This window comes from Novosphingobium sp. BL-S-19 (assembly GCF_055521675.1).
On sequence record NZ_CM145497.1, the window covers coordinates 1,647,149 to 1,660,115 of the forward strand.

The window sequence follows — 12,967 nt, forward strand, 5'->3', positions numbered from 1 at the left end:
GGCCCTCTCCCGTTCCGAAGAACACGAAAAGGTCCGGGGGACCTTTTCGCTGAGGGGGCCTACCACCCATCGGTAGTATCCTGCGGGTAGTAGGGTGGGGGAGAGGGCCGGTGCCGCAAAATTCGCATTTCGCGAATTTTCAAACGGTCTCTCAGGCCTTTGACGCAAGCACCGTTGTGGGCGTCAAAGGCCTATGCGCAGGAAGTCGTGCAAGTGGATGATACCGACCGGAAGCTGGTTTCCGGTCGCAAAACCTTCCTCCACCACGCTTATGCAGCGCTCCTCGTCGTCGGCGATGACGAAGGCGCAGGAAATCTTGGTATCGTTCAGGAAGCGCAGCGCATCTTCGGCCATCATGCCGGTGCGCACCACTTTCGGCCGCCGCGTCATCACGTCGCGCGCGCAAAGCTGATCCAGCGCACGGAAATGACGGCGCAAGTCGCCATCGGTGATGATGCCCACCAATCGCCCCGCCGCATCGACCACCCCGGCAATGCCGAACCCCATGGAGGTCATCTGCGAGATGACTTCTTCCATCGGCAGGTCCAGATCGACCAGCGGCAGCTTGTCCTGCCCGTGCATCAGTTCCCCCACCGAGGCGAGGCGTAAGCCGATCGTCCCGCCGGGGTGCAGTTCCTTGAAGCCATCGCGGGAGAAGCCGCTGGCATCCATCAGTACCATGGCCAGCGCATCGCCCAGCGCCAGTTGCTGCGCGGTGGAACTGGTAGGTGCGATGTTCGAAGTGCAGGCCTCCTTCGCCAGCGGCATCAGCACGCAAACGGTCGAGCGGCGCTCCACCATCGAGCCGGCGCCGGAAGTGAAACCCACCACGGGGATGCCGCGCCGTTCGGCGTGATCGTACAGCACCTGAAATTCGGCGGTATTGCCCGAATTGGACAGCGCCAGGATGACGTCGCCCTCCACGACCATGCCCAGATCGCCATGGGCCGCTTCGCCGGGGTGAAGGTAGATCGCGGGTGAACCCGTTGCCGCCAACGTCGCTGCGATCTTGCGCCCGACATGGCCGGATTTGCCGATGCCAGCGACCACGATGCGGCCGGTTGCGAGCCCCAGAAGTTCGCAGGCTGAAACGAAATTCCGGTCGAGCGACGCAGCCAGATGATCGAGCGTTCGCGCCTCGATGCGGATGACATCGCGCGCCCTCGCCAGAACCCTATCGCTTGCCCCTACGGCCTTCAGGACCACTGAAGATGCCAAAATGAACTCCCCTTTACGTTTCAAAGGAAGATAAGAATTTCGGTCCCCGCAAAAGGCCTGCAAAAAATAAGAAATAAAAGAGGGTGCGTCAGCCAACCAGGTTAACGGACGGCAATTCCAACTAATTACTGCGTAACCCTCACAATACAGTATGTAAATCCCCTCAAACCCTTAGACCGCCCGCTTCGTCGCAATTCCCGGTGCGTCCCTCGCAAACGGAATTGCGGCCATTGGATGCACGGAAGAATGGCTCGACTCGGGGTAAACCTCAGGATTTCTGCGGATCGCCGGTAGGAGTGCGCAGGCCCACGGGCCGCCAGGGCTGGCCGATCCAGCCGGCAAGACGATCCCGTGCCGCCCAGACCCATCCCACCCGGCGTTCGGCGATGCCGGGCAGGCTCAGCAGGTCGCCGCCCAGCCATGGGAGGAACGGGTTGCGCCGGGCATAGGACCATATTTCCACCCGCTCGATCGGCCGTACCGATGCCCCGCGTGCGTGAAACCCGATGGTGTCGGCCACGACCAGCGTATTGCCGGCAACCGCCAGCGCCTCACCATCCGCAAGCCCCATCGCCGCAAGCTCCTCTTCGCCGACGCGGGGCGAACCGCGCCCCGTAAGCCGGCTCATCTCGCGCGGGTCGGCCAGGCTTCGGCGATATTCCCAATCCATGCGCTCGGGCGTCAGGCGATGCGATCCGCGCACGTAAGTGAACGGCGCCTCGTCAGGCTCCACCGCGTTGAGAAACAGCCAAGCCTTCAGCGACGAGTGGAATGCGTCGGCATGCAGCGCCTCCTGCGGATCGACGTGATCGCCCTCGTCATGGGTGACGATCGTCTGGATATAGTGCAGTGGCGTGACGCGAAAACTGGCGACATAGTGGAACAGCGCCCGCAGATCGTCGCGATCGAGTTGTCGACGCAATTCGGGGATCGCGGCGAGCATGTCCGGATCGACCGCGAGCCGGCGCGTCACCGCATCGCCCTGCTGCATTTCGCGCGCCTCTCCCCGATAATCGAGGATTGCCTGCCGCAGTGCAGCGAAGGCATCGGGCGGGATGAAATCGGAAATCGCGACGAAGCCGTCCCGGTCGAACGCCTCACGCCAATCGGCGCGAACATGTCGGGCGAGTCGCCTCCGACGCCAAGCGCAAAGCGCGCCGGCCAGCTGCACGCGCGCCCGGTGAAGGCCGCGCCGATTCAGCCGCTGGGAACCGATCAGGGGATTGTCCAGGAAACTTTTCGCGCCCGTTCCAAGCTGGATTACCCAGATCGGGAACATAAAGAATAACTTGACCGACTTGAAAACAATCATGAAAACAGGACCAATCCTTCGGATCGCTCAATGGCCCCAACAAGGGGTATTTGGCAACTTCTTTCGCGGAGTCCGTCGCACGGAATGCCAGTTCCGTCGCATCGGCCGGTGCGGAAGCATTGTGCAAGGCGACGAATATAGATGACCACAGGCTCAAGCGCAGGGACCATTCTGGCGCTTATCGGCGCAATCGCCGCCACACCCGCCTTTGCCGAAGTTTCAGCTTCACCGGACGGCGCGCAAAACCCTATTTCCAAGCCGCATGGGACCCCGGCCGTCAGCTTGCCCGAGGCGGCAAATCCCGTTCCCTTGATCTCGCCAAAACCGCTTATCGGCATCGAGCCGATAAGCTGGAATCTCGCGCACCTGTCTTCCGATAGCGACGCGCCGGGAGTTTCGAGCGAAGTCACTGCCCTGGTCGCTGCGATGCCGGCTGGGGAAGCCGACAACTTCACGGCAGGAACCCTTCAGGCCGAACCGCAGAGCGATGTCGGGCCGCCTAGCATTGCCGATACACCTGAGCCGCCCCGGATGCGCTGGTCGGACCATCTTCCGCGGAGTGAGGCGCCCTATAACGGGTTCTTCGCGCAGGCGAGCACGGTGAAGACCGAAACCCTGCTGTTCACCGGCTATTTCATGGCCGTCAGCGCGCACAAGTTCTTCGAAGACCCCGTCCCGTTCCATTTCAAGGACGAAGGCTACTTCGGCAAGAACACCGACAATATCGGCGTCGACAAGCTGACCCATGCTTTCGACACTTATCTGATTGCCGAATTCCTACACAACCGCATTCACAACCGAACCGGCGCATCGCAAGGCGATGCCATCACCGCGGCCATCATCGCCTCTGGCCTGATGGCGTTCAACGAGATTTCGGACGCGATCGAGCCGGACAGCGGCTATTCGCTTCAGGATGTGTCGATGAATATCGCCGGCGCCGCCTTGTCCGTGCTGCGCAATACGGTGCCGGGAATGAAGGAGAAGTTCTCCTTTAAAGTGGAGATCATTCCCAACGACAAGATCTGGAGCATCCAGGGCAAGCCGCACTACGCGCAGCAGCGCTACATGTTCTCGCTGAAGGGCGCCGGCTTCGAAAAGCTGCACAACACCCCGCTGCGTTTCGTCGACCTGCAGGTGGGCTATTTCGCGTCGGACTTCCTCAACGAAGATCGTGCGGCGGGCAAGGAACCGAAGCGCCATCTCTTCGTCGGCGTGGGCCTGAACCTTGGCGAGCTTCTCTTCTCGAATTCGCGGTCGAAGATCGGCAGGATGGCCTACTCGGTGCTTGACTACGTCCAGATCCCTTATACTTCGGTGCGATACGACACCACGGGACAGTTCGACTTCTGATCGGTCGAACCTATCTGCCCGCCGGCAACCGACGGGAAGACACGATGACGGACCCGCTTTCGCACGCGGTCGAACAGGCCATGCGCGATGCGGCGCGGCTGGCGATCATGCCGCGTTTTCGCACGGCGGAGGCGCGTGTCCTGATCGACAAGGCCGGCGCGGATGAAGGCGGTGAAGAACCCGTCACCGCAGCCGACCGCGAGAGCGAAGAAATCCTTGCCGACCGGCTTGCAACACTGATCCCGGGCGCCGGCATCGTCGGCGAGGAGGCGGTCCATGCCGATCCCGATTTGCTCCAGCGCCTCCGCAGCGGCACATCGTGGCTGATCGACCCGCTGGACGGCACTGCCAATTTTGCCGCGGGCCAGGGCCCATTCGGCATGCTGGTCGCCCTTGTCGAGGATGGACTGCCGGTGGGCGGCTGGATTTTCGATCCGCTCTCCGGCCGCTTCTGCGCCGCGCGCGCGGGCCGGGGTGCCTGGATCGACGGGGAGGCGTTCACCGTACCGGAACCCGCACGCGAACGCCCGCTGGTTGCCGTGACACGCCTGTTCGCCGACCGGACCCTCCGTGCGGAAATGATCGCGGCTCTGGCGCTGGATCATGAGGTGGTGGACAGCCCGCGCTGCGCCGCCGACCAGTATCCGCGCATCGCGACCGGCGGCAACGACGTCACGCTGTTCACGCGCACGCTGCCGTGGGATCACGCGGCGGGCCTCGTTTTCCTGAACGCCGCCGGCGGGCGCGCCGCCCGGCCGAACGGAGCGCCCTATCGCAGCGATGAAAATGCCGAGGGCCTGATCGCCGCCACCTCCCCCAGGCAGTGGGATGCAGTGGCGCGCAGGCTTGAAGAATTGGGTTACGATCTTACCAAGGCGAATGTAACGTTGTGACCCCCGCGACCGATATTTCCATGAACACCGTTCCGTTCCTGCGCATCCCCCCCTTCCCCGGCCACCGCGCCCAGCCGCTTGCCGTGCCGCGACCGGAAGGCGCCGCACAGCAAGAGGCTAGGCCGGCAGACCTTTCCATCGCCGACAGGCTGGTGGCCGCCTTACGGCAGTTGCGGGTGGGCGGGTCGTTCTGGGGCGCGTGGCCCGCGCTCGCAGCCGACCGCGACGTGATCCTTGCAACCTCTTCAACCGAAAGTCTGTCTGCCTGCGTGGCCAGCGCCCGCTTGGCCGGACTGCTCGATCGGGCCGTTTCGGTCGGCCCGGTCGGTTCCGAGGCGGTCCCCAGCCTGCCTGCCGGCATCGATCCATGGCATGTCTGCGCTGGCGCCAGCCGCGTGATTGCCTCTGCCGATAACGAAATCGCATTGATTGCCGCCGTTCTCGGCCTGCCGCTCACCGTGGTCGGCGCGGGCCGCTTCGCCGCGCTTACCCGGCCCGAAGCGCTGGGGCCCGTGATCGCGCGGGAACTGTGCCAGCATTGGACCTACCGCGACCCGTTCACCGGCGGCGAGATAGACGCCCTCGAAGCCATCACCATCCTCGGCCGCTGGCGCGCGCTTATCGATGCGAACCGCACGGTCGCATCGGTGCTTGGTATTGCGCGCTGGAAGCGGATCACGGCGGACAATCTGCTGTGGGCCGGGTCCGGCCCGGTGCCGCATGATCGCAAGAACGTGTCTACCCCCGGCGCACAGGCGCTCGCCTGGATCACCCGCAGCGATCCTGCGGCCATTGCCGCGCTGGAAGCCAAAGGCGTGCCCGTCGGCGAGATCGAGGACGGGATGATCCGCTCGACCGGGCTCGGCGCCAATTGCGTGCCGCCGCTGTCGATCGTGGTCGATACGCAGGGGCCGCATTTCGATCCCGCGCAGGCCAGCATGCTGGAAACCCTGCTGGAAACCGCCGAGATCGATGCCCCGATGCTGTCCCGCGCCGCCGATCTGCGTCGGCGGCTGGTGCAGGCCGGGATCAGCAAGTACGAGAACGACGGCAACCGGGCCGCCTCCGCCGAAGATGGTCGGCGGGAAGGCCGGCTGGTTCTGGTCACCGGGCAAGTGGAGGATGACCGTGCCGTGCTCACCGGTGGCGGAGGGCTGGGCAATCTCGAACTGCTGCGCCGCGCCCGCGCGCAAGAACCCGGATCACGCATCGTCTTCAAACCGCATCCCGATGTGGAGGCCGGCCACCGCAAGGGCCACGTACCCGATGCGCAGGCGCTGGAATTCGCGGACGAGATCGACCGCACCTCCTCGATCGCGGCGCTGCTGGACCGCGTCGACGCCGTGCACGTCATCAGTTCGCTGGCCGGGTTCGAGGCTTTGATGCGCGGGCGCGAGGTCGTCACCCACGGCGTGCCGTTCTATGCCGGCTGGGGCCTTACCCGCGATCTCGGCCCGGTGCCGGAGCGGCGCACGCGCCGCCGCACGCTGGACGAATTGGTGGCGGCCACGCTCATTCTCTATCCGCGTTATCTCGACCCGGTCACCCGCCTGCCCTGCGAGGCGGAGGTGCTGGTGGAACGCATCGCGGCGGGCCAAGCCGTCGTTCGTTCGCCGCAGATCTGGCTGCGCGAATGGCAGGGTCGGCTGAACCGTTTGCTCGGGCGGCGATGACAGCGGCTCCATCGCTTGCCAATCGGCGCAGGCACTTGCTAAGCGCCTCCGCTCCTGAGGCACCTCCCCAACCGGACCAGATCTTGCCAGAAGCCCGCTCCTCCCGAAGTGACAGCCTTGCCTCTCGGCCCATCGTTCTCGATGTCAGCCGCCTGATCTGGCGTCTTTGGCGCGGGCGGCTGCCAACCGGGATCGACCGCGTGTGCCTGGCCTATCTGGACCATTTCGCCAGCCAGTCCTGCGCGTTCCTGCAATGGCGCGATCGCCGGATCGTGCTTGGGCCGAAAGATAGCGACCGCCTGTTCGCATTGTTGATGAACGGTATCGGCAAGCTGGATAAGCGGCGCCTCGTCCTGCTGCTGGCGCGGGCAATACCCCGCGCGATGCTGTGGGGGCCTGACCTTGCCGGGCGGATCTATCTGAACGTCGGCCATACCGGGCTGCATGTGGACAGCCTTCCCGATTGGCTGCGACAGCGCGGCCTGCGCCCGGTCTACCTGATCCATGACCTGATCCCTATCACCCACCCGGAATTCTGCCGCCCGGGCGAGAAGGACAAGCACGCCGTCCGCATGCGCAATGCCCTGCGCAGCGCCAATGGCATCATCCTCAATTCCGCCGATACCGGCCGGGCCCTGACGGAATTTGCCGAACAGGAAGGCATCGCCAATCCCGCCCAGCTGGTTGCCCATCTCGGCATCGAGCCGGCCGCGCCAAGCGGCAGCGCCGTCCCGCATTCCCGCCCCTATTTCCTCTCGATCGGCACGATAGAGGGGCGCAAGAACCACATGCTGCTGCTCGATGCGTGGGACAAGCTGCGCGCCAAGCTTGGCCCCGACGCGCCCGATCTCGTGCTCGTCGGCCAGCGCGGGTGGATGGCGGAGGCGACATTCGCCCGCCTCGACCAACCAGCGCCGGAACATGGGCGGGTGATCGAACTGGGTTCGTGCGAAGACGCGGAACTGGATGCCTGGATCACCCACGCGCGCGCCGTTCTGATGCCCAGCAAGGTCGAAGGGTATGGCCTGCCGGTGCTGGAGGCCATGCTGCGCCGCACCCCGGTGATCGCTGCAGACCTTGCGATCTATCACGAGATTGCGGCCGGCGTGCCGCTGCTTCTGGATGCCGACGATCCCGCCGCATGGGCCGCCGCCGCCCACGACTATCTGCACGACAGCGCCGATCGCAACCGGCAAACGGCAGCTCTAAAAAAGTTCCCGACGCCTGACTGGATCGATCATATGGCTTTGGTGGCCCCTTGGCTGGCAACCCTCGGGAAACCATAATAAAGCGCAGAATTCTGCGGTCTTCATGCCTAGATTAGGCTTGCTTTATGGTGTGGCCTATCCGTCACAGATTGGCGCCAATACCCATTCTGCGACTAATTTTAATGAAACCAAATCTTCGCCTTTCCAGTTGGGCAGCTAGCGACAACCAAAGGAAGTTGGCCATGATTACCAAATCCCTCACGCTCGCTGCGGTGATGATCGCAGGCATCGCATCTCAATCGGCTGCGGCCCAGGATACGGACACCACCACGACCTCATCTTCTTCCACCTCAACCAGCAGCAACGGCACCTCGTTCCGGGGCATCCGCGTCGAAGGCAACTTCGGTGGCGACCGCTTCCAGTCCGAAGGGACGCACAACGACAAGTTCGGCTATGGTGCCACGGTCGGTTTTGACGGCATGTATGGCGACAGGATCGTGATCGGCGCCGAAGGCAGCTATTGGCGCGCCAACAACTGGAACCAGAACTGCCAGTCGCTCCCCGACGACAACAGCATCTGCCACAAGGCGTTCGAGGAATGGGGCGCCGCCGTTCGCGCGGGTTACCTGTTCACCCCGCAGTTGCTGGTCTTCGCCAAGGGCGGCTACGTCAATTCCGAACAGCGCCGCCGGATCGATGCGCCGGACGGCAACCAGCTGGTCTACGACCACTATCGCGCCGATGGCTACCAGGTCGGCGGCGGCGTGGAATATACGCTGACGCAGGGCCGGATGCCGGTCTACCTCAACGCCCAGTACGTCTATTCGGACTATCACGGCCACACCGCACGCCAGCGCATCATGGGCGGCGTGGGCGTCCGCTTCAAATAGCACCTGCCGAGACGGAGGCATTCGCCCCCGTCTCCGCGCGCGCTCCCTGCCGGCTGGCAATCGTCGCTACCCCCTCGGCAGGGAGCACCGCCCGGATCGCCAATCTGGGCCGGATCGCTACATAGCCTCTCCGATGGCTTCCAGCGAACGCCGCTTGGTCTCCGGGAAGAAAACCGCCACCACCACGAATTGCAGCGCCATCATCGCCGCGAACAGCCAGAACGGCAGGGCCCGCGCATGGGCTGCCGCCAGCGGGAACCCGAAGGCGATCACTGCATCCATGAACCAGTGAACCGACGATCCCAGGCTCTGCCCGCGGGCGCGCACGTCGGTCGGGAAGATCTCGCTGATATAGACCCAGATCACTGCGCCCTGCGAAAAGGCGAAGAAGGCGATGAAGCCGATCAGCAGCCAGAGCAGCCAGTCCTGATGCGTGCCGCTGGAGAAGATCGCCGCCACACCGGCCAGCGCGGCCGTCAGCCCCACGGATCCGATCAGCAGCAGCGTCTTGCGGCCGATACGGTCGATCACCGTCAGCGCCAGTGCCGTGAAGATCAGGTTGCAGGCGCCGATCACGATGGCCTGCCGGTCTGCCGAAACGCCGCTGAAGCCGGCGGCCGCAAAAATGTCGTTGAGATAGTAGAGGATGGCATTGATGCCTGAGAGCTGGTTGAACCCGGCAATCGCAATCGCCAGCAGCATCGGCCGGTGATGACGCTTCCAGTTGAGGCGCGGGGCATGGGTTGCCCCCTCGGCCCGACGCCAACGCTCCATCTCGCCCGCAACGTCCGCATTGCCCAGCCTGCCGAGCACCGCCGCCGCCTCACCCTCTCGCCCCTTGGCGAACAGCCAGCGCGGGCTGTCCGGGATCGTGCGCATCATCACCAGCAGCAGCACCGCCGGAATGGCGGTAACGCCGAATTTCACGTGCCAATCCAGTGCGCCCAGTTGCAGGCTGGATACGAAGTAATTGCTGAGATAGGCGACAAGTATGCCCAGCACGACATTGAGCTGGAACGCCCCCACCATCATCCCGCGCCGCTCGGCCGGAGCGATTTCGGCGATATAGACCGGCGCGAGCACGGACGACGCCCCCACCGCGAAACCGGCAAGCACGCGCATGACCAGCAGCACCGGCCAGTTCGGCGCCAGAAGACAGCCGATGCCCGAAATGAGGTAGAGCAGAGCGATCACCGACAGCGAAGCGCGTGCGCCGAAGCGATCCCCGGGAACACCGGCCAGCAGCGCGCCGGCCAAGGTGCCCCAAAGCGCGCTCGAAACGGTAATGCCAACGCCGGTGGCGTCCAGTCCGAATGCCGTACGAATGCCCTCCGTCGTGCCGGCAATCACCGCCGTATCGAAGCCGAACAACAGTCCGGCCAAGGCCCCCACGAGCACCCCGCGAAACAGCGTAGAATTCATCAAGACATGCCCATCCCAATTAAATTTTTAATTTTGCGTTATAATTTTACCCTACGGGCTAAGCGAACTTCGCCAGTTGGTCAATCGCATCCATCTTCCGGCAATTCGCTAGGGAGACGCATCTTCCGTGTCCATCGTGAATCATGCCGCGATCAGGTTGGAAATTGGCTGGAACGTCAATCACAAACGGGCCCCGTACGTGATGAGCACTGGTCCGCACGGACACGAACCAGATACAGGGCGCGTTTTCGCCGACATTGCTGACATTGATGTGCGTGGTAGGTGGTAGTGATGAGTGAGAGTTACGAAGGCTTGCCGCCCGAAGATCGTGTCGGTTGCATTTCAGCGGCGGCCATTGGCGTACCCGTCCTGATACTCGATCTAGCCCGCGTGATGGGCGATGCAGGGCCGGAGCGAAACGGACTCATCGATCGCATTCCGATTTTCCTGCCCACTCTGTTCATTGTCATAGCCGTCTTTTTCATAAGCCGGGCGGTAGTTCGCCGCCTGAAATAGCGTGCCCGCTTCCCCGCTGCCCCCACCATTGGCAGCAACATTTGTGGCGCATTGCTGATACGTATCAATGCGTTGCTACATTGCAAGGCTTGCTATCCAGGTCATATTGCGAGTGACTCGCGATAGCAATCACTGTATCCGCCCCTGCGAATCAGGGAGCGACCCATTGAAAAACAGACTGTTGAACTCGGCCGGGGCCTTCGGCCTTGCGATCCTTTCCATGTATCCCGCGCAGGCGTGGTCCGAAGAAGCCGCTGAGGCGCCAGAACGGAACAGTGAAGGCGACATCATCGTATTGGGCAAGAGCTATGGCGGAGAGGTGGGCAAGACGGTCACCCCGCTGAAGGACATTCCGAATACTGTCACGCTTGTGGATCGGGAGCAGATCCAGGCGCAGAATCTCTTCACGCTGGAAGACGCGCTGACCGCCACGCCGGGCATCACCGTTACCGGTGTCGGCAGCGAAGACCCGTCCTACATGTCGCGCGGTTTCGCGATCAGCAATTACCTGATCGACGGCACGCCCACCCTTTCCTTCAACTTCCCCGCCGTCGTGCCGGACCTGTTCTTCTATGACCGGCTGGAAGTGCTGCGCGGCCCCGCGGGCCTGTTCAGCGGATCGGGCAACCCGGCCGGCAGCATCAACATGGTGCGCAAGCGCCCGCTGGACGAATTCAAGGCGCAAGGCTCGCTGGGCTACGGCAGCTATCAGAACTTCCGCGGGGAACTGGATATCTCCGCACCGCTGGCGCAGGGCGTGGCCGTGCGCGCGGGCGCCATGGTGCAGGATCAGGACCAGTTCTTCGACGTCGCCCACCGCAATCGTTTGGCGGTGTTCGGCACCGGCAAAGTCGATATCGGTTCGCGCACGACGGTGACTTTCGGCGTCAATTACGATCGCTTCAAGCCCGCGATCCAGTCCGGCCTGCCCGGCATCGCCGGTGGTTGGGATGGCAGCGAAGGTCAATTGCTCGACGTGCCGCGCTCCACCTACCTCGGCGCGGACTGGAACCGGTTCAAGTCGGAAATCTGGTCGGTCTTCGCCGATGTTACGCATCAGATCAGCGACCGGTGGACCCTGCGTGCCAGCGGCCTCTACACCGATACCGACCGTGTCGACGTCTACAGCTACATCGGCAACCAGCCGGTAACGCCCACCAACGGCGTGACCAACCACATCGCCTATCGCGGCGACAGCTTCATGAAGACCCATGCCTTCGATTTCAACGCGGTGGGCAGTTTCCCCGCGTTCGGGCGGGACCACACGCTGATCCTGGGCGTCGATTATCAGAGCAGTTCGTACCAGTCGTATTTCACGCGCCTGTCCAACTATGCGCGGATCGACGTCTACGATCCGGTTTCGCCGCTGGAGCCGCCGCTCAATCCCTATGGCCCGCTGCCCTACTATCCGGTGCAGGGCACCGGCGCGACTTGCCCGGACAGCACCACCGTCATCACCCCTGCCCCCGTCAACTGCGTGCTGCAGAGCTATGGCGGCAGCGACACCAAGGTTGAGCAATACGGCGCCTACGGCCAGCTTCGCTTCAATCCGGTGGAAGGGCTGACAGCCATCGGCGGCGGCCGCCTGACCTGGTGGGACACCGATACGCAGACGCTGCTGCCGGTGCTGGGCAAGAAGTCCGGCTATACCATCGATGCCCGCTTCACGCCTTACGCCGGCCTTGTCTGGGACGTGACGAAGGACTGGAACCTCTATGGCTCCTATGCCGACAGTTTCACGCCGCAGGCCGCCCCGGCAGGCCGCGCGCGTCCGGATGGGCGGCAGATCGAACCGCTGGTCGGCGCGCAGTACGAACTGGGCACCAAGCTTTCGCTGATGAACGACAAGCTGCTGCTGTCCGCCGCCGCCTATCAGATCGAACAGACCAACCGCCTGTTCAACGATCCGGACGACGCCACCGTCGTGCTGCAGATCGGCAAGGTCCGCGCGCGCGGGTTCGAGGCGGAGGCCGCGGGTGAGATCCTGCCCGGCTGGCGGATCAACGGCGGCTACAGCTTCACCAAGACCAAGTATCTGGAAGATGCCAATGCGCAGTTCGAAGGGCTGCCGCTGGTACCGATCATTCCGAAGCACTCGGTGAAGGCCTTCACCAATTACAAGGTGCCCAGCGGCCCTCTGAATGGCCTGAGCGTGGGCGGCGCGCTGACGTGGTTCAGCTCGACTTACGGCGGCAATCCGGCGGTTCGCAATGCGGCGGGCGTCGTCACCACCCGCTCCACCATCGTGCGCCAGGGCAGCTATGCCGTGGTGGACCTGCGCGCCGGGTACGATTTCGACGAGCGCATCTCGCTATCGGTCAACGTCAACAACCTGTTCGACAAGACCTATTACGCGCGCATCTCCTCCACCGGTCGCGGCAATTACTTCGGCAGCCCGCGCACCGTCTTCGCCACGCTGCGGTTCGCCTACCCGTGAGCGCTACGTCGGGCAGCAACCGTGCGGAGGCGTGGCGGCGGCGGGGCG

General features: G+C 63.7%; 10 protein-coding genes. 7 read left to right on the plus strand and 3 right to left on the minus strand.

The features are described from left to right. Window positions 1–183 precede the first annotated feature (183 nt). Together ACZ1JV_RS06940 and ACZ1JV_RS06945 are read right to left on the minus strand one after the other, a co-directional pair. Window positions 184–1,218, minus strand: a complete 1,035-nt coding sequence (locus ACZ1JV_RS06940; RefSeq protein WP_465148940.1) for a KpsF/GutQ family sugar-phosphate isomerase — start codon at window positions 1,216–1,218, stop codon at window positions 184–186. A 268-nt stretch (window positions 1,219–1,486) separates the two neighbouring features. Further along, window positions 1,487–2,530 carry a phytanoyl-CoA dioxygenase family protein gene (locus ACZ1JV_RS06945; RefSeq protein ID WP_465148941.1) on the minus strand — a complete coding sequence of 348 codons (1,044 nt, stop codon included), beginning with the start codon at window positions 2,528–2,530 and terminating at the stop codon, window positions 1,487–1,489. 141 nt (window positions 2,531–2,671) lie between these two features. Between ACZ1JV_RS06945 and ACZ1JV_RS06950 the strand changes: the two genes are divergently transcribed. From ACZ1JV_RS06950 to ACZ1JV_RS06970, 5 genes are all read left to right on the plus strand, one after another. Next, on the plus strand, window positions 2,672–3,880 hold the full coding sequence (locus ACZ1JV_RS06950) for a DUF2279 domain-containing protein (protein WP_465148942.1): 1,209 nt from the start codon (window positions 2,672–2,674) through the stop codon (window positions 3,878–3,880). A gap of 44 nt (window positions 3,881–3,924) precedes the next feature. Beyond that, window positions 3,925–4,773 carry an inositol monophosphatase family protein gene (locus tag ACZ1JV_RS06955; protein ID WP_465148943.1) on the plus strand — a complete coding sequence of 283 codons (849 nt, stop codon included), beginning with the start codon at window positions 3,925–3,927 and terminating at the stop codon, window positions 4,771–4,773. 20 nt (window positions 4,774–4,793) lie between these two features. Beyond that, window positions 4,794–6,446: a capsular polysaccharide export protein, LipB/KpsS family gene (locus tag ACZ1JV_RS06960; protein ID WP_465148944.1), complete on the plus strand. Its 1,653-nt coding sequence runs from the start codon at window positions 4,794–4,796 to the stop codon at window positions 6,444–6,446. 83 nt (window positions 6,447–6,529) lie between these two features. Beyond that, complete coding sequence (locus tag ACZ1JV_RS06965; RefSeq protein ID WP_465148945.1) at window positions 6,530–7,732, plus strand: glycosyltransferase family 4 protein; 1,203 nt, start codon at window positions 6,530–6,532, stop codon at window positions 7,730–7,732. A 164-nt stretch (window positions 7,733–7,896) separates the two neighbouring features. Next, window positions 7,897–8,544, plus strand: coding sequence for an outer membrane protein (locus tag ACZ1JV_RS06970; protein WP_465148946.1), 648 nt, complete (start codon window positions 7,897–7,899; stop codon window positions 8,542–8,544). Between the two features lie 117 nt (window positions 8,545–8,661). Here ACZ1JV_RS06970 and ACZ1JV_RS06975 read toward each other — a convergent pair whose 3' ends face one another. After that, window positions 8,662–9,966, minus strand: coding sequence for a sugar porter family MFS transporter (locus tag ACZ1JV_RS06975; RefSeq protein ID WP_465148947.1), 1,305 nt, complete (start codon window positions 9,964–9,966; stop codon window positions 8,662–8,664). Between the two features lie 291 nt (window positions 9,967–10,257). Here ACZ1JV_RS06975 and ACZ1JV_RS06980 point away from each other — a divergent pair, with 291 nt between their 5' ends. Next, window positions 10,258–10,482, plus strand: a complete 225-nt coding sequence (locus tag ACZ1JV_RS06980; protein ID WP_465148948.1) for a hypothetical protein — start codon at window positions 10,258–10,260, stop codon at window positions 10,480–10,482. Between the two features lie 166 nt (window positions 10,483–10,648). After that, complete coding sequence (locus ACZ1JV_RS06985) at window positions 10,649–12,919, plus strand: TonB-dependent siderophore receptor (RefSeq protein ID WP_465148949.1); 2,271 nt, start codon at window positions 10,649–10,651, stop codon at window positions 12,917–12,919. Window positions 12,920–12,967: the final 48 nt, after the last annotated feature.

What these genes read in the sequence shown, in the direction of transcription:
- ACZ1JV_RS06955 (WP_465148943.1), top strand. Translation starts at nt 3,925, where the DNA reads ATGACGGACCCGCTTTCGCACGCGGTCGAACAGGCCATGCGCGATGCG.
- ACZ1JV_RS06980 (WP_465148948.1), top strand. Translation starts at nt 10,258, where the DNA reads ATGAGTGAGAGTTACGAAGGCTTGCCGCCCGAAGATCGTGTCGGTTGC.
- ACZ1JV_RS06960 (WP_465148944.1), top strand. Translation starts at nt 4,794, where the DNA reads ATGAACACCGTTCCGTTCCTGCGCATCCCCCCCTTCCCCGGCCACCGC.
- ACZ1JV_RS06950 (WP_465148942.1), top strand. Translation starts at nt 2,672, where the DNA reads ATGACCACAGGCTCAAGCGCAGGGACCATTCTGGCGCTTATCGGCGCA.
- ACZ1JV_RS06945 (WP_465148941.1), bottom strand. Translation starts at nt 2,530, where the DNA reads ATGATTGTTTTCAAGTCGGTCAAGTTATTCTTTATGTTCCCGATCTGG.
- ACZ1JV_RS06975 (WP_465148947.1), bottom strand. Translation starts at nt 9,966, where the DNA reads ATGAATTCTACGCTGTTTCGCGGGGTGCTCGTGGGGGCCTTGGCCGGA.
- ACZ1JV_RS06970 (WP_465148946.1), top strand. Translation starts at nt 7,897, where the DNA reads ATGATTACCAAATCCCTCACGCTCGCTGCGGTGATGATCGCAGGCATC.